Origin of the sequence: Rhizobium sp. PRIMUS64, assembly GCF_023006465.1 — a bacterium.
GTDB classification, from domain to species: Bacteria; Pseudomonadota; Alphaproteobacteria; order Rhizobiales; family Rhizobiaceae; genus Rhizobium; species Rhizobium leguminosarum.
This window is the reverse complement of the sequence record NZ_JALBGX010000005.1, coordinates 65,070-83,657: the sequence shown is the minus strand read 5'-3', so window position 1 is coordinate 83,657 and position 18,588 is coordinate 65,070. Positions and strand designations below refer to the sequence as shown.

Here is an 18,588-nt window from a genome sequence, read left to right as displayed (position 1 = left end):
ACGAACGCAGTTCTTCGCCCAGTCAGTTGGCCGCTGCAGAGATGGCCGCATGTTGATTGCGACGCACTTCAGAGGGCGACTGAAAGCGCGCTATCGCGTCGGGGAGCCACCTCCTGCGAGTTCACCATTGCACCCGCGAGCTGGCGGAAGGTGACAAGCCCCAAAGCTTCCCCGGATGGTGAAATCACCCTGGCATCCTCGTCCGGCGCCGCTGCCAACATCCGCACAGCCTCTTCGACGGTCGTACCTGATGCAATCGTCAATCCGCCGGGCGCAGCACCGGAATGCAAGGGTGTCATGACGGCATCGACCTGGATGACCCGGCCTCGATTGACCTCCTTGACGAAGTTGGCGATGTAGGCGTCGGCCGGACGCAGAACGATGTCCTGGCTGGTGCCTTGCTGGATGACTTCGCCATCGCGCAGGATCGCAATCTGATCGCCCAGGCGAAGGGCCTCATCGAGATCGTGGGTGATGAAGACGATGGTTTTCTTGATCTCCCTTTGAATATCGAGAAGGACCGTCTGCATATCCGTGCGGATCAAAGGATCGAGCGCCGAATAGGCCTCGTCCATCAGCAGAACGGGAGCATCATTCGAGAGGGCTCGCGCCAGCCCGACGCGCTGCTGCATGCCGCCCGATAACTGGTTGGGGTATTTGCTCTCGAAACCTTTCAGGCCGACCCGCTCCAGCCAGCGCATGGCGACGTCGGCGGCTTTCGAGCGCTCCATGCCCTGCACTTCGAGGCCGAAGATGGTATTGTCGAGAACATTCCGATGCGGCAGAAGCGCGAACTTCTGAAACACCATTGCCGTCTGGTGCCGGCGAAACGTCCGCAATTCGGTCTCGTTCATTTTCACGACATCGACGCCGTCGACAAGCACTTCGCCAGCGGTCGGATCGATCAGACGATTGATGTGGCGGATGAGCGTCGACTTGCCCGAACCCGAAAGGCCCATGATGACCTGGATGCGGCCCGAGGGTATCTCGACATTGATATCTTTCAGGCCCAGCACGTGGCCGTGCTTTTCGTTGAGCTCGGTCTTCGACAATCCCTTTTTGACGGCATCGACATGAGCGGCAGGGTTGGGACCGAAGATCTTGTAAAGGTGGCGGATCTTGATGCCGCCGAAACGTTGATCAGCCATGGACGATCTCCCGATGCTTCTGGAGCCTCTTGCCATACGCCTGGCTGACCCGGTCGAAGATGATGGCGATGCCGACGATGGCAAGGCCGTTGAAAATACCCAGGGTGAAGTACTGGTTGGCGATGGCCTTCAGAACCGGCTGGCCCAGGCCCTGGACGCCGATCATCGAGGCGACGACCACCATGGCGAGAGCCATCATGATGGTCTGGTTGATGCCGGCCATGATGGTGGGAAGCGCCAACGGCAGCTGGACCTTGAACAGTTTCTGCGAACTCGACGTTCCGAAGGCGTCGGCCGCCTCGAGCACGTCCTTGTCGACCAGGCGGATGCCGAGGTCGGTCAGCCTTATCATCGGCGGTATCGCATAGATGACCACTGCGATCAGTCCCGGCACCTTGCCGATGCCGAGCAGCATGACGACAGGGATGAGATAGACGAAGCTCGGCATCGTCTGCATGACGTCGAGGATCGGATTGATGATGCGCTGCAGCCGGTCGGAACGCGCCATCAAGATCCCCATCGGGATACCGATGGCGATGGAGAGCACGGTACAGACGAAGATCATCGAGACCGTCCGCATCGTATCGTCCCACATGTCGAAATAGCCGATCAGCAGCAGCGTGACGAGACAGCCGAAGACGATCTTCAGGCTGCGGCTCGCAAACCATGCGATGACAAGGATGATTGCAGTAATGATCGGCCACGGCGTCTGCGTCATGAAGCGGTCGGCGGCGATGAGGAAATGCTGCAGCGGGGAGAAGAGGCTTTCGATTGCGTCGCCATAGGTGCGGGTAAATGTGCGAAAGCCGTCATCGATCGCCTTCTTCAGATTGCGAAGGGCGTCGTCATCCATATGCGGGAATTTGTAAAACCATTCCATTCGGTTCCCCTTTTTCTTCAAAGAGCCGCGGCAGTCTTTTTGATTTTATCGGCAGCGAGAGGCGGTGCGCTTTAGGCGCACCGCAATAGTCGGTCTTAAAGAGCAGCTTCGATCTTCGCAGCTGCCTCAGGCGAGACCCACTTGGTCCACAGGTCCTTGTTTTCTTTCAGGAAGTGCTTGGCACCATCCTCGCCGGTTGCCTGGTTGTCGGTCATCCACGCCATCAGCTTGTTGACCGTCTCATTGCTCCAGGAGCGCTTCGTCAGGTAGTCCATGACCTCAGGCCCGACCTTTTCCGAAAAAGGCTTGGCAACCAGGGTCACCACGTGATCGACCGGCCATGCATTCGGCTTCGGATCGGGGCAATCGGCGACGGTATTGCAGCGCTTCCATTCGGCGGCGTCGTTCGGCACGCCGGCTTCGAGCTTGACCATCTGATACTTGCCGAGCAGCGCGGTTGGCGCCCAGTAATAGCCGGCCCAGCCTTCCTTGCGTTCGTAGGCCTTGGCGATCGAACCGTCGAGGCCGGCAGCTGAACCGGTGTCGACGAGGGTGAAGCCCGCCTTCTCGGCTTCGAAGGCCTTGTAGAGCTGCGTGGTCACCACGGTGCCGCCCCAGCCCTGCGGCCCGTTGTAGATGGCGCCCTTCTTCGAATCCTCAGGATCGGGGAAGAGTTCCGGATGCTTCAGCACATCACCGATGGTCTTGATATCGGGATGGGCGTCGGCCAGATATTTGGGAATCCACCAGCCCTGTACGCCGCCATCGGGCAGCGGAGAGCCGACCTGGACGATCCGGCCTTCATCCGTCCCCTTCTTGACGACATCCGGCAGCAGGTCGATCCAGGCTTCCGGCGCGATGTCCGGCTGGCCCTTTTCGGCCATCGAGGTAATCGTCGGGACGGTATCGCCGACGGTGATTTCGGCGGCGCAGCCATAACCTTCGTTCAGGATGAGCTTGTCGAGGTTAGAGAGAACCTCCGCACTCTGCCAGTTCATGCTGGCAATGGTCACAGTGCCGCATTCGGCGGCGCTGGCGAAAGACGCCCCGCCCATCAGGCCAAACGTCAGACATGTCGATGCGAGTAGTTTTTTCATTCTCGTTCCCTCTGTTTAGCGGCCAGTTTTGCTGAGCGGGGCGCCGCAGGACCCGCTCCAACGGTTGTCAGGAAGCGTCTCCCATACTCACCGATTTCTTGAATGCTGCCGATAGTCCCTCCGCAACCGAAGCGTCGAACCCGGCCGCGCGCATGCCTTCGATGGCCGCCGCCGTGGTTCCGCGATAGCCGACAAAGGTTTGAACAACCTCATCGGGACATTCGTCGTGGCGCTCCAGCAGGCGACCGGCGCCTGTCATCACCGTGTTGACGGCGCGCCGCGCAATCTCCGCCGGCAGGCCATGGGCGACGGCATCGCTCATCATGGCGGCGGCGAGCAATGCCGGGAAAGCCGGTCCGGACCCGGACAGGCCGGTGAGGTAATCGATGTCGCTTTCCCTTGCGACCTCGTCCTCAGATCCGCATGCCTGAAAAATCGCGCGGACGAGCGCCCGGTCGTCTTCGGTGACATCGCTCGCGCCAATCCAGGGTGTATAGGACTTGGCCAATTCGGCGGCGGCATTCGGCAGGGCGCGGACGACGCGACCGGTGTTGTGGCGGTCCGAAAGTGCGTCCAGGCGGATGCCCGCCATGACTGAGATGACGAGCTTGCCGCCGGCATCGACATCAAGAGCATGCCAGTCATCAGGGCGGACGGAAAGAATGATCACGTCCGAACGGTCGGCAAGCGCCTGATTGTCGGTGGTCAAGAAAGAATTCGGGAAGCGGCGCGGCTCTTCGCTGCGATAGGAGAGGGAGAGTTTTTGAGGTTCGACCAGGCCGGCATCGAGGATCGAGCCGGCGATTGCTCCGCCAAGCCAACCGCCGCCACCAATTATACCGATCCTCAAGGAAACGCTCATCTCGGCTTTCCCTAACCCGGCCTATAGCCATGCCGGGAGAAGAAGCGATCGAGCTCCCTCTGCTGCGGCACTTCGCCGGTGTAGATCGCGATATATTCGGGAATCCGTTTCATGCGGACGGCGAGTTCCTCCTTAGCTTGCATGGAGATATATCCGATCTGCACGAGGTAAGTTGTTCGCGCTCGGACATCTGATGTCGCTTCTGGTAGCCCGAACCGGATAAACATGCGCTTGAGGGCTTCCAGCCGGAGCTGATCGGCTTGCCGGACCTCGGCGAGAATCTCGTCGGACTGCAGCGCCCAGCTGCGCACGGCAAATTCGAACCTGGCGTCGAACAGATCATTGTTGAGCCAGCAGTCGAAGACGTTGAGCATCGCCTCGGCGAGCGATTCCGCGTAGGCTTCGGATTGCTTGACGATGTTGCCGGTATTTTTGTCGCGCCACCGCGCCACGAGCCCGGCCAACAGCTCCTCCCGATCCTTGAAGAACCAGTAGAAGCTCGTGCGCGAGAGATTGAGCCTCTTCGCCAGCGGCAGAATTTTCACCGAATCCACGCCGGAATCCAGCAGCGAGTGGTAAGCTGCTTCCAGCCATCCCTCTTGTGATCCCCGCCAGCCAGTGTCGTTCAGAGCCTGATCCATAGACTATCTCCTATCAAATTATACGGCAGCGCACAAGGAAAATGTACATTAGTGTCGAAAATGACGACCCACATGTTTTCAACATTGACACATATGTACATTGTGCCTAGCGTCGGCTCTGACGTTTTTAATCCGGAACCACGGCCCATGTCGAACGATCCCCTTCTGCAGCCCTACCAGCTCAAGCATTTGAAACTGCGCAACCGTATCATCGTCACCTCCCACGAGCCGGCCTATCCGGAAGACGGTATGCCGAAGGAGAGGTATCGCGCCTATACGGTGGAGCGGGCAAAGGGCGGCGTGGCCTTGACGATGACGGCCGGCTCGGCCGCGGTTTCCAGGGACAGCCCGCCGGTCTTCAACAACCTGCTCGCCTACAAGGACGAGATCGTGCCCTGGATCAGGGAGATGACCGACGCCGTGCATGAAGAGGGAGCGGCGATCATGATCCAGCTCACCCATCTCGGCCGGCGCACACGCTGGGACAAGGGCGACTGGCTGCCTGTGGTGGCGCCATCGCATCAGCGCGAAGCGTCCCACCGGGCCTTCCCGAAGAAGGTGGAAGATTGGGACATCGAGCGCATCATCAAGGATTTCGCCGACGCTGCCGAACGCATGAAGGCGGGTGGCATGGACGGTGTCGAACTGGAGGCCTACGGCCATCTGATCGACCAGTTCACCTCGCCGCTCACCAACGAGCTCGACGGCCCCTATGGCGGATCGCTCGATAACCGTTTGCGCTTCTGTTTCGACGTCTTCAAGGCGATCCGGCAAAGAGTGGGGAACGACTTCATTCTAGGCGTGCGCTATACCGCCGACGAATGTCTTCCCGGCGGTACCGGCAAAGCCGAAGGCTTGGAAATCTCCCGGCGCCTGAAGGAAAGCGGCCTCATCGATTACCTGAACGTCATTCGCGGCCACATCGATACCGATGCGGGCCTCACCGACGTGATCCCGATCCAGGGCATGGCGAATTCGCCGCATCTCGATTTCGCCGGCGAAATTCGCGCCGCAACCAACTTTCCGACCTTCCATGCGGCGAAAATCCCTGACGTCGCCACCGCGCGCTACGCGATCGCCTCCGGCAAGGTCGACATGGTCGGCATGACCCGCGCCCACATGACCGACCCCCATATCGTCCGCAAGATCATCGAAAAGCGGGAAGACGATATTCGTCCCTGTGTCGGCGCCAATTACTGTCTCGATCGTATCTACCAGGGCGGAGCCGCTTTCTGCATCCACAATGCCGCCACCGGCCGAGAACTGACCATACCGCATATCGTGGCGAAGGCCGACGCCAAGAAAAAGGTCGTCATCGTCGGCGCCGGCCCGGCCGGTCTGGAAGCGGCGCGCGTCGCCGGAGAACGCGGCCACCAGGTCGTCGTTTTCGAAGCGGCGAACAATCCCGGCGGTCAGATCCGGCTCACCGCTCAAAGCGAGCGCCGCAAGGAAATGATCAGCATCATCGACTGGCGCATGAGCCAGTGCGAGAAATACGACGTCACCTTCCACTTCAACACCTGGGCGGAAGCGGACACCATCGAGGCCGAGAATCCCGATGTCGTCATCATCGCAACCGGCGGCCTGCCGCATACCGAGGTCCTGGCGAGCGGCAACGACCTGGTGGTTTCGTCATGGGACATCATCTCCGGCGACGTGAAGCCTGGAACCAACGTGCTGATCTTCGACGACGCCGGCGATCATGCCGGCCTGCAGGCGGCGGAGTTTCTCGCCAAGGCAGGCGCCAAGGTCGAGATCATGACGCCGGACCGGTCCTTCGCGCCCGAGGTCATGGCCATGAATCTCGTGCCCTATATGCGGTCTCTGCAGAAGCATGACGTGACCTTCACCGTCACCTACCGTCTGGAAGCCGTCGAAAAGAGCGGTAATCAGCTCGTCGCCCATGTCGGCAGCGATTACGGCGGGATTGCCAAGCAGCACAGCTTCGACCAGATCGTCGTCAATCATGGGACCATTCCGCTCGATGAACTCTATTTCGAACTGAAACCCAGCTCGAGCAATCTCGGCGAAATGTCGCACGATCAGCTTCTTTCCGGAGAACCTCAGTCCGTGATCCGCAATCCTGATGGCAAGTTCCAGCTGTTCCGGATCGGCGATGCCGTTGCCGCGCGCAACACGCATGCAGCCGTCTATGATGGGTTGCGCATCGCGAAAGATATCTGATTGCAAGAGTGGGCCGCTTGTCGGCCGATCGTCTCGGGAGGTGATGTCATGAGTTTACGCAATGAAAGCCTCCAGATTTTCCTGGATGCAATTTTTGTGGCTTTCGACCAGTTCACGAATACCCCGGAGGCTCGCCGCTCGATTCGTCAGATTTCTGCGGCGCTGGAGCGCCCGGGAACGGCGCGTGCGGGGGAGGGAGGCCGATTGCCTGCGTGCGCTCTCCTTGATGTGGCGCTTTCCGTCGATACGTCCTATCCTTCGCTGACGCGTTTGATCGAGGGGTTCAAAGGCATCGAGCCAATGCTTGAATGGCATCGGCGCACCAAGTATGACCACACGGCCAGCGACAATTTTGTCGATGGGCATGCCAATGTGATGATTATCGGCCCGGGAGGATTGGAGGAGCGGAGCGACCTGTGGATCGGCGTGACGTTGATGGCGCCTCACGTGCGCTATCCCGATCACGACCATGTGCCCGAGGAAGTCTATCTCGTGCTTTCCGAGGGAGAGTTCCAGCAGGGGGAAGGGGACTGGTTTTCGCCAGGTATCGGCGGATCCTTCTATAATGTCCCCGGCATCAAACATGCCATGAGGTCGCTTGACACGCCGTTCTTCGCCTTCTGGGCATTGCTTGCCGAACGGCCGAACTGACGGCCAGCAGTTTAGAAATAAAGGGGGGCTGCCCATGAAGATACTCGTCCCAGTCAAACGGGTTGTCGACTACAACGTGAAGATCCGGGTGAAGCCGGATGGCACGGGTGTCGAGCTTGCCAATGTGAAGATGTCGATGAACCCGTTCGACGAGATCTCGGTGGAAGAGGCGCTGCGGCTGAAGGAAGCCGGCAAGGCCGAGGAAGTGGTCGTGGTGTCGATCGGTCCTGCCAAGGCCGAGGAGACGCTGCGCACCGCACTCGCCATGGGTGCCGACCGGGCGATCCTGGTCGAGACCGACGATCAAATCGAGCCGCTCACGGTTGCCAAGATCCTCAAGGCTGTGGCCGATGCCGAACAGCCCGGTCTGATCATCGTCGGCAAGCAGGCGATCGATGACGACAGCAACCAGACCGGCCAGATGCTGGCAGCGCTGCTGGGCATGCCTCAAGCGACCTTCGCCTCGAAGATCGAGATCGGCGATGGCAAGGCTCAGGTCACCCGTGAAGTCGATGGCGGCCTGCAGACGATCGAGATCAAGCTGCCGGCGGTCGTCACCACGGATCTGCGCTTGAACGAACCGCGTTATGCCTCGCTGCCGAATATCATGAAGGCGAAGAAGAAGCCGCTCGACAAGAAGACGCCGGATGATTTCGGCATCTCGACCACGCCGCGCCTCAAGGTCTTGAAGACCGAGGAACCGTCGGGCCGCAAGGCCGGCGTCAAGGTCAAGTCGGTCGCCGAACTCATCGACAAGCTCAAAAACGAAGCCGGCGTGCTGTAATCAGGTTGGAACAGGAACCATCATCATGACCATTCTTCTTCTGGCTGACCACGACAATGCCAGCCTGTCCGACCAGACCGCCAAGACGCTGACGGCCGCAACCAAGATTGGCGGCGACGTGCATGTGCTGGTTGCCGGCAAGGCTGCCAAGCCTGCTGCCGATGCCGCCGCCAGGCTTGCCGGTGTCTCCAAGGTGCTGCTCGCCGAAAGCGACGAACTCGCCAATAATCTGGCCGAGCCGCTGGCTGACCTGATCGTCTCGCTGGCGGGAAGCTACGACACGATCATCTCGGCCGCCACCTCGGTCGGCAAGAACGTGCTGCCGCGGGTGGCAGCCCTGCTCGATGTCGCCCAGGTCTCGGAGATCATCGAGGTGATCTCGTCCGATACCTTCAAGCGGCCGATCTATGCCGGCAATGCCATCCAGACGGTGCAGGCGACCGATGCCAAAAAGGTGATCACCGTGCGCACCGCATCCTTTGCCTCTTCGCCGGAAGGTGGTTCGGCCACCGTCGAGGCGATCCCGGCGGTTTCCGATCCGGGGCTGTCGACCTTCGTCAGGGACGCGCTGTCGGCCTCCGACCGTCCGGAGCTGACCTCTGCCAAGATCATCATCTCCGGCGGCCGGGCACTCGGCTCTGCCGAGAAGTTCAGGGAGGTCATCCTGCCGCTCGCCGACAAGCTGGGTGCTGCCGTCGGTGCCAGCCGTGCGGCCGTCGATGCCGGTTATGCGCCGAACGACTGGCAGGTCGGCCAGACCGGCAAGGTGGTGGCGCCGCAGCTCTATATCGCCTGCGGCATTTCAGGCGCCATCCAGCATCTGGCCGGCATGAAGGATTCGAAGGTGATCGTCGCCATCAACAAGGACGAAGAGGCGCCGATCTTCCAGGTCGCCGACTACGGATTGGTCGCCGATCTCTTCGACGCCCTGCCGGAATTGCAAAAGGCACTCTAGCGGGGGAGACCGAACGTGGCGCGCGTCGTGGGACGTCCAATCAAACCTGGTGCCGACCTTCTCCTGAACGATGACGAGAAGCCGGCATACATACGGCTACACGACATCGGCAGGGAAAGACGTTCTCGGCCGTTGCAGGAATTCCTCAACGATGTCGGCGGGCTGATGTTGTCGGCGGAGGCTCCTGCCGTCGCCAGCTTCGTCGCGGGCAAGGTTCTCCAGAAACTGCTCAAGACCGGCAAGGTGCGCCCGGAGGGCGGGTCTCTTCCCGGCGCGCCGGAAGGGCTTGATGACGCCATCGGCCATCTTGCGAAATCGGGACGGAAATACGAGGCGATCGCCAGCCAGTTCCATAGTCTCGCCGACAAACTGCTCTGGAGACGCGGCCGCTCCGGTCCGTTTGCAAGCCTGAATTTTGGCGATACGCATTCCCATGCGGTCGTGGTCGGTCCTGGCGGCATGGAGGAACGCGCCGATCTCAGGGTCGGCGTGATCTACATGGATCGCTACACCCGTTTCCCGGATCATGTTCAGACGCAGCCGCGCGCCTTCATTCTGCTTTCGCCGGGCGAAATCCGCCTTGGCGATTCCGAGTGGTTCTCCGCCGGTGTCGGCACGGTCTTTGCGAACGACGCCGGCCAATCTTTCGCGATAAGATGCACAGCCCGGCCTCTGCTTGCGGTCTGGTGCCAGGTTGAGCGGGAGACGTGATGGGTGCTTGGCAACGACGAGCCTGAGATGAACGAAAAGGCCGAAGGCGAGAGCATGAAGTCTCGGCGGTCACGCAGCGAAGCAGATCGCTGAGAAGCCGGTCTATCGGAATATGTAGCATCAGAATTCAATTTAAGAGGAAGGATATCAAGATGGACGTTCGCGCCGCCGTTGCCGTTCAGGCAGGAAAACCGCTGGAAGTGATGACCGTGCAGCTGGAGGGACCGCGGGCCGGCGAAGTGCTGGTCGAGGTCAAGGCGACGGGCATCTGCCACACTGACGATTTCACCCTGTCGGGCGCCGATCCTGAAGGCCTGTTTCCGGCCATCCTCGGCCATGAGGGTGCCGGCATCGTCGTCGATGTCGGCTCCGGCGTCACCTCGGTCAAGAAGGGCGACCATGTCATTCCGCTCTACACCCCGGAATGCCGCGAGTGCTATTCCTGCCTTTCCCGCAAGACCAATCTCTGCACCTCGATCCGCGCTACCCAGGGCCAGGGGCTGATGCCGGACGGAACGAGCCGCTTCTCAATCGGCAAGGACAAGATCCACCATTATATGGGCTGCTCGACTTTTTCGAACTTCACCGTGCTGCCGGAGATCGCCCTTGCCAAGGTCAATCCCGACGCGCCCTTCGACAAGATCTGCTACATCGGCTGCGGGGTGACGACCGGCATCGGTGCGGTCATCAACACCGCCAAGGTGGAGATCGGCGCCACGGCGATCGTCTTCGGTCTCGGCGGCATCGGTCTCAACGTGCTCCAGGGCCTGAAACTTGCCGGTGCCGACATGATCATCGGCGTCGATATCAACCCTGACCGTAAGGCATGGGGCGAGAAATTCGGCATGACGCATTTCGTCAATCCGAAGGAGGTCGGTGACGACATCGTGCCTTACCTCGTCAACCTGACCAAACGCAACGGCGACCTGATCGGTGGCGCCGACTACACTTTCGACTGCACCGGCAACACCAAGGTGATGCGCCAGGCGCTCGAAGCCAGCCACCGCGGCTGGGGCAAGTCCATCATCATCGGCGTTGCCGGCGCCGGCCAGGAAATCTCCACCCGTCCGTTCCAGCTGGTCACCGGCCGCAACTGGATGGGCACCGCTTTCGGCGGCGCGCGCGGGCGCACCGACGTGCCGAAGATCGTCGAATGGTACATGCAGGGCAAGATCCAGATCGATCCGATGATCACCCACACCATGCCGCTCGAAGACATCAACAAGGGCTTCGAGTTGATGCATTCGGGCAAGAGCATCCGCGGCGTGGTGGTCTACTGAGTCATGAAAACCATCTCGACCGACAATTCTCATGGCGGCACCCAGGGCGTTTACGTCAATCGCTCGGATGTCTGCGACTGCGACATGACCTTTGCGGTATTTCTACCGCCGCAGGCCAAAGGACGGAAGCTGCCAGTTCTGTGGTACCTTTCCGGTCTGACCTGCACCCATGCCAACGTCATGGACAAGGGAGAGTATCGGCGTCTTGCCGCAGAACTCGGTATTGTTATCGTCTGCCCCGACACCAGTCCACGCGGCGATGCCGTCCCAGACGAGCCGGATAATTGGCAGTTTGGCAAGGGTGCCGGTTTTTATGTCGACGCCACCGAGCCGCCATTCGCACAGAACTATCGGATGTACAGCTACATCGTCGATGAATTGCCGAAGCTTATCGCGGCCGAATTTCCGGTCGACATGACGCGACAGGGAATCTTCGGTCACTCGATGGGGGGACATGGCGCGATCACGATCGCGCTCAAGAACCCCGAACGCTTCAGCAGCTGCTCGGCCTTCGCGCCGATCAGCCATCCATCGGTCTCCGGCTGGTCAAAGCCGGCATTCCAGAAATACCTCGGATCGGATGAAAAGAAATGGCGGGCATATGATGCCTGCTCGCTGATCGAAGACGGGCACCGGTTCCCGGAATTCCTCGTCGACCAAGGGACGGCGGATAGCTTCCTGGAGGATGGATTGCGCCCCGAAGAGCTGAGGCAAGCCTGCGAGACGGCCGGCATCAGCCTGCGGCTTCGCATGCAGGAAGGCTACGGTCACTCCTACTTCTTCATTTCGACATTCATGGAAGACCATCTGCGCTGGCACGCGCGGAGATTGGGAGACTGATTGCAGAGCTTGGCCGGGCATATCGCAAACGGCCCAGAAGGGGAGGAGAAACCCATGACCAGCATAGCCATACATCCGGCAGTGGATTCAGGCTTTCGGGCGACTGACGCTGCTTTTGCAGGCGGGACGCTCGTCTGCAAGTGCGCCAGCAATCCGGTGAAGGTAAGAATCAAGAGCGATATCGCCCACAATCACGCCTGCGGCTGCACGAAGTGCTGGAAGCCCGAAGGTGCAGTCTTTTCGGTCGTGGCGGTCGCTCCGACCGAAAGTGTCGAAGTCTTGGAGAATGGCGACAAGCTCGCTGTCGTCGATTCCGCCGCCTTGATCCAGCGCACCGCCTGCAAGGAATGCGGCGTGCATATGTATGGGCCGGTCGTTCGCGAACATCCGTTCCAGGGATTGTCGTTCATCCATCCGGAACGCTTCCAGGAAAGCGGCTGGGCGAAGCCGGGCTTTGCGGCCTTCGTGTCGTCGATCATCGAAAGCGGCTTCGACCCCGCGAAGATGGACGCCGTCAGGGCGCAGCTGAGGACATCAGGCCTCGAGCCTTACGATTGCCTAAACCCTGGCCTTATGGACTACATCGCAACCTGGACCGCCAAGAAGAGCGGCGTGCTGGCCTCGTGATCGGCTAAAGCAATTCCCAGCAAAAGTGCGCAGCGTTTTTGCGTCCGGGATTGCTTAAAAACAAAAGAGAGCATTTCCGTGACTTGAGAGAAAGCGGAAATGCTCTGGGACGCCGAGCCGGCGCTCCCCGACAAAACCGCCGCCACCGGATATCGAGAAAGTCCGTGATGGCTGCGCACCGGCTTGCCGGCAGCCAGCTTCCGACGCCTGATGATCAAGGTTGATGCGCATAAAAATCGCATCAACCTCGACTGCACCGAAATTCTCACAGACCCGCCACCATAATTCGCTTGGGAAGCTCCGCGATGGCCGCCGCCGCGGAACGCCGATCCCTGGACAGCGCTTTGAAATGACGCCTGACGCGCGCCGGGGACGCTTTGCTCGGCATCATTGTGTATTTTAGAAATACTAATTGTGTACTCAATGTACACAATTATTGACTCACCCTAAGAGGCGTGCCATCTTCACGGCGTAGAGCAACCAGCGGCCGGAGAATGACGATGGCGAAGACCCCCAAGAGCAATCTCTACGAAGATCTGAAACGGCAGATTCTGACGATGGAACTGGACCCGGACGCCGATCTGGACGAGGCCAGTTTGAGCGAAAGATACGGGCTCTCCCGGACGCCGGTCCGCGACATATTCCGTCGCCTTGCCGGTGAGGGCTATATCGACATCCGCGAGAACAGGGGCGCACGGGTCATCCCGATGAACCACTCCACCCTGCGGAATTTCTTTCTCGTCGCGCCGATGATCTACGCGGCAATCGGCCGTCTCGCCGTGCAGAACTTCAAGCCCACTCAGCTTTCGGACCTGAAGCAGACCCAGGAGCGGTTCCGCGCCGCCAGCGAGAACATGGACGCCCTGGCGATGGTCCTCGCGAACAATCGCTTCCACGAAATATTCGGCGAGATGTCGGGCAACGTCTATCTGCAGCCGAGCCTTGGCCGGCTGCTCATCGACCACGCGCGTATCGGCCACACCTTCTTCCGGCCGAGGAACGAGGACATGAAGCGACGGCTTCAAGTGGCCGTCGGCCATCATGACGGCTTCATCGATGCGCTCGGCGCTCACGACGAGAATGCCGTCGTCGACCTCGTCTTCGAACACTGGGAATTGTCCCGCGAGAACATGGAGATGTTCATCGCCCCGCAAGGTCTCAAGGCAGACGCCTTCCTCGGCGGCCCCGCCACCCACCTCTTGGAGAAATCGTCGTGAAGTTTGAGGGGATCTATACGCCGGCGGTGACGCCGTTCGACCAAACTGGTCAGATCGACAGGGCTGGATTTGCCGCCGTGCTCGAGTCGCTGATCGAGGCGGGCGTCCACGGCATCATCGTCGGCGGCTCGACCGGCGAGTACTACGCCCAGAGCAGCCAGGAACGTTTCGAGCTTGCGGCCTATGCGAGGGACGTCATCGGCACGCGGCTGCCGCTCATTATCGGGACCGGCGCCACGCGGACCGAAGATTCGGTCGAATACGCAAAGGCGGCGAAGGAAATCGGCGCGGATGCGATCCTGGTGTCGTCACCGCCCTACGCGCTGCCGACCGAGCGCGAGAATGCGGTCCACGCCCTGACCGTCGACCGCGCGGCCAACCTGCCGATCATGCTCTACAACTATCCGGCTCGTATGGGCGTGATGATGGGCGAGGAGTATTTCTCCCGCCTCGGCAAGTCCAGGAACGTGATCGCCATCAAGGAAAGCTCCGGCGACATGGGCAATCTGCACCTGCTAGCCCGGAAATTTCCCCATATTGCGCTGTCCTGCGGCTGGGACGACCAGGCGCTCGAATTCTTCGCTTGGGGCGCGAAGAGCTGGGTCTGCGCCGGCTCCAATTTCCTCCCGCGCGAACATGTCGCCCTCTATGAAGCCTGCGTGCTCGAAAAGAATTTCGACAAGGGCCGCGCCATCATGACGGCGATGCTGCCGCTCATGGATTTCCTGGAGTGCGGGAAGTTCGTCCAATCGATCAAGCATGGATGCGAATTGATCGGGCTGAATGTCGGATCGGTCCGCGCGCCGCTGCGGCCGCTCAACTCCGAAGAAAAACGAACCCTCCAGACCGTCGTCGCCACGTTGAAGCGCACGGTCGGCCAGATCACCTCGGGAGCAAATCATGCATGAACCCTTGACCGCTTCCGAATACAAGGCGATCGCCGCCAGTCTTCAGTTTCCGACGAATGCCTTCGTCGACGGCGCATTTCGTCCGGCCAATTCCGGGCAGACATTCACCTCGACGAATCCCGCGACGGGCGAGGTTCTCGCCGAGATTGCCGCATGCGATGCCACCGATGTCGACGCCGCCGTCGCCAAGGCAAAGCAAGCCTTCGACGACGGCCGCTGGCGGCTGCGTTCGCCGGCAGAACGCAAGGCGGTGCTCCTCAAGCTCGCCAGGCTGCTGGAGGACAATCGTCACGAACTCGCCGTGATGGAGAGCCTCGACAGCGGCAAGCCGGTCGGCGAATGCCAGACGGTCGATGTTCCCGATACCATTCACACAATCCGTTGGCACGCCGAACTGATCGACAAGCTCTATGACAACACCGCGCCTGTCGGCGCCAACGCGCTGACGATGATCGTGCGTGAGCCTGTCGGCGTCGTCGGATGCGTGCTTCCGTGGAATTTCCCGCTTTTGATGCTGGCCTGGAAGATCGGTCCGGCGCTCGCTGCCGGCTGCTCGGTGATCGTCAAGCCTGCGCAGGAAACGACGCTCACAACGCTGCGTGTCGCCGAGCTTGCCCATGAAGCGGGCATTCCAGCCGGCGTCTTCAATGTCGTGACCGGCGGCGGCAAGGAAGTCGGAGAACCGATCGGCATGCATATGGATGTCGATATGGTGGCCTTTACCGGATCGACGCCTACCGGCCGCCGCTTCCTGCGCTATGCAGCGGACTCGAATCTCAAGCGCGTCGTGCTCGAATGCGGCGGCAAGAACCCCGCCGTCGTTCTCGACGATGCCGAAGACCTAGACCTCGTTGCCGAGCAGGTCGTCAACGGCGCCTTCTGGAATATGGGCGAGAACTGCTCGGCCACGTCGCGTCTCATCGTTCATTCCAAGGTCAAGGATGAGCTGCTGAAACGCATCGGCGCCTATATGCGCGAATGGAAGACCGGCGATCCGCTCGATCCCGCAAACCGCATCGGCGCGCTTGTCAGCAAGGCTCATTTCGAGAAGGTGAAATCCTTCCTCGACGGCGCCAGGAAGGAGAAGCTGACGGTCACCCATGGTGGCGAAACGCATGGCGGCATCTTTATCGAACCGACGGTGGTCGAGGGTGTAACGCCCGCCAGCCGCCTCTTCCAGGAAGAGATCTTCGGGCCGGTGCTGTCTGTTACCACCTTCAATTCGCTTGCCGAAGCAATCGCTCTTGCCAACGACACGAATTACGGTCTGACGGCGTCCGTCTATACCGGCAGCCTGAGGAACGCCATCAAGCTCTCGCGCGAAATCCGCGCCGGCGTCGTCACCGTCAACTGCTTCGGAGAAGGCGACGCCAGCACGCCGTTCGGCGGCTACAAGGAGTCCGGTTTCGGCGGCCGCGACAAGTCGGTCTTCGCCCACGACAACTACTGCGAACTCAAGACGATCTGGATCGACGTCTCGGATCGCTCGGTCGACGAGACCATCCGATGATCTCGAAGTCGGTCAAACGTTTGCCTGTTGAGAATGGCGTCTCGGGCTGGGAGGCGGTCAGCAAACGTCCTTTCCCGGTCCGGACCCTCGACGGCGATGTGACCGCGGATTGGCTGATCGTCGGCGCGGGGTTTGCTGGCCTCTCGGCGGCCCGCCGTCTTCTCGAACTTCGGCCGGATGACAAGATCGTCATCCTTGATGCGAGCGAAGTGGGGAAGGGGACGTCGGGCCGAAATTCCGGCTTCATGATCGACGTTCCGCACAACCTTTCAGGTGGGGAGTATTCGAGTGGAGAGGCGGACGCCACTCGGCTGGAGATGGCCCAGAACCGCTCAGCGATAGCCTTTGCCGCGCAAGCGGCGGAGGAGTATGGGATGTCGCGCGCGACATTCGACCCGGCTGGAAAGATCAACGCCGCGGCCACTGCTCGCGGCATGAGGCTCAACCGGAGCTTCGGAGAATCCCTGAGGGGCGCTGGCGAGAAGCATACGTTTCTCGACGCGAAAGAGATGCGGGAGATCACCGCATCGGATTACTACACCGGCGGTCTGTACACGCCCGGAGCGGTGCTTATCCAGCCCGCCGATTACATCCGCTCTTTTGCGGCGGGCCTGTCGGGCTGGGTCAGTATTTTCGAGCGTTCTCCTGTCACTTCATTGAAGCAAGACAGCGGCACCTGGGCCGCCATGACAAACCGAGGGAAGGTCACCGCTCCAAAGGTGATCCTCGGGGTCAATGGCCACATCGACGATTTCGGGCACTATCGCGGCCGCCTGATGCACATCTTTGCTTATGCCTCGATGACAGCGCCGTTTCCAGCAGACGACTTCGGCCAGAAGGCCTCAGGGCAGGACAAGTGGGCGCTGCTCCCGGCAGATGCGATGGGAGCCACGATTCGAAAGATTACCTCCGCTGGCCAGTCGCGGATCGTAATCCGCACGAAGTACACCTACGAAAGCAAGCTGGAGGCGTCGGACTGGCGCATGGGCAAGATGGCCAGGGCCCATCGAGACGCGCTCGACGCGCGGTTCCCGGGTCTCGCGAATGTCCCTTTCGAACATAGCTGGGCAGGTCGTCTGTGTCTCAGCCGGAACCACGTGCCCGCCTTCGGCGAGATCGAAGAAGGACTGTTTTCCGCATGCTGCGAAAACGGGCTTGGAACGGTCAAGAGCACACTCGCCGGTATGATGGCGGCGGAACTGGCGACCCGAACGGCCTCCCGGCATCTCGAACAATACATGGATCACCCTGAGCCTTCGAGGCTCCCGCCGGAGCCGTTCGCCTGGCTGGGCATCAACGCGATGATCCGTTTGCAGGAATTGCGCGCAGGCCGCGAGGGATGATCCCTCGGCCCACGCAATATGAAGACTGCCCGCTCGCAGACTTCAATGAGAATGGGAACGTAAAACAGGAGTAAGAACAATGAAAAATTTGTGGAGGGCGCTCTGCGCCGCTGCGATGATCGGGGTCAGCATCCTTCCTGCTCGCGCGGAAGAAAAGACGATCACCATGGGTACGATGTCGTGGGAGGACCTGACGCCCATCACCGGAATCACCAAGAAGGTTCTCGAAGACGCCGGCTATACGGTCAAGGTCACCGAGTTCTCCGAGTGGGGCATCGCCTACGCCGCTCTCGCCAAGGGCGACATCCAGGTTCTCACCTCGCAGACGGACTATGTTGCGCAGGACTACTGGGACAAGAACAAGAACCGCCTCGAAAAGATTTCGCCCGTTTCGCACGGCCTCTATCAGGGCGTTGCGGTTCCTAAATATGTCCCGATCGACTCGCTGGAACAGCTCAACGAAAACGCCGACAAGTTCAGCGGCAAGATCATCGGTATCGAACCGGGTTCGGGCCTGATGCGCGATACCTCGAATGCGGTCAAGGACTACGGCCTCAAGCTCCAGCTCGTCGAGGGCAGCACCGCCGCGATGACGGCGGCGCTGAAGTCCGCCTATGATCGCAAGGAGTGGATTGCGGTAACGATCTGGGAGCCGTCCTGGATGGTTCAGAAGTACGAGGTCAAGTACCTCAAGGACCCGAAGGGCGTATTCCCGCCGCCGCAGAGCTACTACTGGATCGGCCACAAGGGCTTCTCCGCAGAGAACCCGCATGCGCGTGAAGTTATGGCCAGCGTCTACGTCCCGATCGCCGACATCACCGCCATCAACGGCGCGGTCAATGAAGGCAAGACCATGGACCAGGCCGTGCAGGATTGGATCGGCGCCCATGCCGACCTGATCAAGCGCTGGGAAAACATCAGGAAGAACTAAACGCGTCGTGGCCGTCCGA

18 protein-coding genes are annotated in these 18,588 nt (G+C 60.5%); 13 read left to right on the top strand and 5 right to left on the bottom strand.

Annotated features, from left to right (window positions below):
• Positions 1–68: 68 nt before the first annotated feature.
• The 5 genes from MOV76_RS03980 to MOV76_RS03960 form a co-directional block, all read right to left on the bottom strand.
• Positions 69–1,148, bottom strand: a complete 1,080-nt coding sequence (locus MOV76_RS03980) for a glycine betaine/L-proline ABC transporter ATP-binding protein (RefSeq protein ID WP_247263881.1) — start codon at positions 1,146–1,148, stop codon at positions 69–71.
• On the bottom strand, positions 1,141–2,028 hold the full coding sequence (locus MOV76_RS03975; RefSeq protein ID WP_018246042.1) for a proline/glycine betaine ABC transporter permease: 888 nt from the start codon (positions 2,026–2,028) through the stop codon (positions 1,141–1,143). Before MOV76_RS03975 ends, MOV76_RS03980 begins: the two co-directional genes overlap by 8 nt.
• Positions 2,029–2,123: 95 nt before the next feature.
• A complete protein-coding gene (locus MOV76_RS03970; RefSeq protein ID WP_018246041.1) occupies positions 2,124–3,125 on the bottom strand; it encodes an ABC transporter substrate-binding protein in 1,002 nt (333 codons plus the stop codon).
• A gap of 67 nt (positions 3,126–3,192) precedes the next feature.
• Entirely contained in the window at positions 3,193–3,987 is a 795-nt protein-coding gene (locus tag MOV76_RS03965; RefSeq protein WP_247263880.1) for a pyrroline-5-carboxylate reductase, read from the bottom strand.
• An 11-nt stretch (positions 3,988–3,998) separates the two neighbouring features.
• Positions 3,999–4,628 (bottom strand): TetR/AcrR family transcriptional regulator, encoded by a 630-nt coding sequence (locus tag MOV76_RS03960; protein WP_018246039.1) that lies wholly within the window; start codon positions 4,626–4,628, stop codon positions 3,999–4,001.
• 147 nt (positions 4,629–4,775) lie between these two features.
• Here MOV76_RS03960 and MOV76_RS03955 point away from each other — a divergent pair, with 147 nt between their 5' ends.
• From MOV76_RS03955 to MOV76_RS03895, 13 genes are all read left to right on the top strand, one after another.
• Complete coding sequence (locus MOV76_RS03955; protein ID WP_247263879.1) at positions 4,776–6,812, top strand: NADH:flavin oxidoreductase; 2,037 nt, start codon at positions 4,776–4,778, stop codon at positions 6,810–6,812.
• 48 nt (positions 6,813–6,860) lie between these two features.
• Positions 6,861–7,463: a dimethylsulfoniopropionate lyase gene (locus MOV76_RS03950; protein WP_247263904.1), complete on the top strand. Its 603-nt coding sequence runs from the start codon at positions 6,861–6,863 to the stop codon at positions 7,461–7,463.
• A 34-nt stretch (positions 7,464–7,497) separates the two neighbouring features.
• Positions 7,498–8,247, top strand: coding sequence for an electron transfer flavoprotein subunit beta/FixA family protein (locus tag MOV76_RS03945; RefSeq protein WP_131701978.1), 750 nt, complete (start codon positions 7,498–7,500; stop codon positions 8,245–8,247).
• A 25-nt stretch (positions 8,248–8,272) separates the two neighbouring features.
• Positions 8,273–9,202 carry an electron transfer flavoprotein subunit alpha/FixB family protein gene (locus MOV76_RS03940; RefSeq protein ID WP_018448099.1) on the top strand — a complete coding sequence of 310 codons (930 nt, stop codon included), beginning with the start codon at positions 8,273–8,275 and terminating at the stop codon, positions 9,200–9,202.
• A 15-nt stretch (positions 9,203–9,217) separates the two neighbouring features.
• A complete protein-coding gene (locus tag MOV76_RS03935) occupies positions 9,218–9,913 on the top strand; it encodes a dimethylsulfonioproprionate lyase family protein (RefSeq protein WP_018246035.1) in 696 nt (231 codons plus the stop codon).
• Between the two features lie 152 nt (positions 9,914–10,065).
• Positions 10,066–11,193, top strand: coding sequence for an S-(hydroxymethyl)glutathione dehydrogenase/class III alcohol dehydrogenase (locus tag MOV76_RS03930; protein ID WP_247263878.1), 1,128 nt, complete (start codon positions 10,066–10,068; stop codon positions 11,191–11,193).
• A gap of 3 nt (positions 11,194–11,196) precedes the next feature.
• Complete coding sequence (gene fghA, locus MOV76_RS03925) at positions 11,197–12,033, top strand: S-formylglutathione hydrolase (protein ID WP_247263877.1); 837 nt, start codon at positions 11,197–11,199, stop codon at positions 12,031–12,033.
• Between the two features lie 54 nt (positions 12,034–12,087).
• On the top strand, positions 12,088–12,660 hold the full coding sequence (gene gfa, locus MOV76_RS03920; protein WP_018246031.1) for an S-(hydroxymethyl)glutathione synthase: 573 nt from the start codon (positions 12,088–12,090) through the stop codon (positions 12,658–12,660).
• A gap of 500 nt (positions 12,661–13,160) precedes the next feature.
• On the top strand, positions 13,161–13,877 hold the full coding sequence (locus tag MOV76_RS03915; protein ID WP_247263876.1) for a GntR family transcriptional regulator: 717 nt from the start codon (positions 13,161–13,163) through the stop codon (positions 13,875–13,877).
• Entirely contained in the window at positions 13,874–14,785 is a 912-nt protein-coding gene (locus MOV76_RS03910; protein WP_222284127.1) for a dihydrodipicolinate synthase family protein, read from the top strand. The genes MOV76_RS03915 and MOV76_RS03910 overlap by 4 nt, the downstream gene beginning before the upstream one ends.
• Positions 14,778–16,295 carry an aldehyde dehydrogenase gene (locus MOV76_RS03905; RefSeq protein WP_222284128.1) on the top strand — a complete coding sequence of 506 codons (1,518 nt, stop codon included), beginning with the start codon at positions 14,778–14,780 and terminating at the stop codon, positions 16,293–16,295. Before MOV76_RS03910 ends, MOV76_RS03905 begins: the two co-directional genes overlap by 8 nt.
• Positions 16,292–17,638 carry an FAD-binding oxidoreductase gene (locus MOV76_RS03900; RefSeq protein ID WP_247263875.1) on the top strand — a complete coding sequence of 449 codons (1,347 nt, stop codon included), beginning with the start codon at positions 16,292–16,294 and terminating at the stop codon, positions 17,636–17,638. Before MOV76_RS03905 ends, MOV76_RS03900 begins: the two co-directional genes overlap by 4 nt.
• 79 nt (positions 17,639–17,717) lie before the next feature.
• Complete coding sequence (locus MOV76_RS03895) at positions 17,718–18,569, top strand: glycine betaine ABC transporter substrate-binding protein (protein ID WP_210069521.1); 852 nt, start codon at positions 17,718–17,720, stop codon at positions 18,567–18,569.
• Positions 18,570–18,588: the final 19 nt, after the last annotated feature.

Excerpts from the sequence above, each read along its gene's own strand:
- MOV76_RS03980 (WP_247263881.1), bottom strand. The coding sequence starts at position 1,148 with ATGGCTGATCAACGTTTCGGCGGCATCAAGATCCGCCACCTTTACAAG.
- MOV76_RS03970 (WP_018246041.1), bottom strand. The coding sequence starts at position 3,125 with ATGAAAAAACTACTCGCATCGACATGTCTGACGTTTGGCCTGATGGGC.
- fghA (WP_247263877.1), top strand. The coding sequence starts at position 11,197 with ATGAAAACCATCTCGACCGACAATTCTCATGGCGGCACCCAGGGCGTT.
- MOV76_RS03965 (WP_247263880.1), bottom strand. The coding sequence starts at position 3,987 with ATGAGCGTTTCCTTGAGGATCGGTATAATTGGTGGCGGCGGTTGGCTT.
- MOV76_RS03955 (WP_247263879.1), top strand. The coding sequence starts at position 4,776 with ATGTCGAACGATCCCCTTCTGCAGCCCTACCAGCTCAAGCATTTGAAA.
- MOV76_RS03930 (WP_247263878.1), top strand. The coding sequence starts at position 10,066 with ATGGACGTTCGCGCCGCCGTTGCCGTTCAGGCAGGAAAACCGCTGGAA.
- MOV76_RS03915 (WP_247263876.1), top strand. The coding sequence starts at position 13,161 with ATGGCGAAGACCCCCAAGAGCAATCTCTACGAAGATCTGAAACGGCAG.
- MOV76_RS03945 (WP_131701978.1), top strand. The coding sequence starts at position 7,498 with ATGAAGATACTCGTCCCAGTCAAACGGGTTGTCGACTACAACGTGAAG.
- MOV76_RS03975 (WP_018246042.1), bottom strand. The coding sequence starts at position 2,028 with ATGGAATGGTTTTACAAATTCCCGCATATGGATGACGACGCCCTTCGC.
- MOV76_RS03900 (WP_247263875.1), top strand. The coding sequence starts at position 16,292 with ATGATCTCGAAGTCGGTCAAACGTTTGCCTGTTGAGAATGGCGTCTCG.
- MOV76_RS03950 (WP_247263904.1), top strand. The coding sequence starts at position 6,861 with ATGAGTTTACGCAATGAAAGCCTCCAGATTTTCCTGGATGCAATTTTT.
- gfa (WP_018246031.1), top strand. The coding sequence starts at position 12,088 with ATGACCAGCATAGCCATACATCCGGCAGTGGATTCAGGCTTTCGGGCG.
- MOV76_RS03960 (WP_018246039.1), bottom strand. The coding sequence starts at position 4,628 with ATGGATCAGGCTCTGAACGACACTGGCTGGCGGGGATCACAAGAGGGA.
- MOV76_RS03940 (WP_018448099.1), top strand. The coding sequence starts at position 8,273 with ATGACCATTCTTCTTCTGGCTGACCACGACAATGCCAGCCTGTCCGAC.
- MOV76_RS03905 (WP_222284128.1), top strand. The coding sequence starts at position 14,778 with ATGCATGAACCCTTGACCGCTTCCGAATACAAGGCGATCGCCGCCAGT.
- MOV76_RS03895 (WP_210069521.1), top strand. The coding sequence starts at position 17,718 with ATGAAAAATTTGTGGAGGGCGCTCTGCGCCGCTGCGATGATCGGGGTC.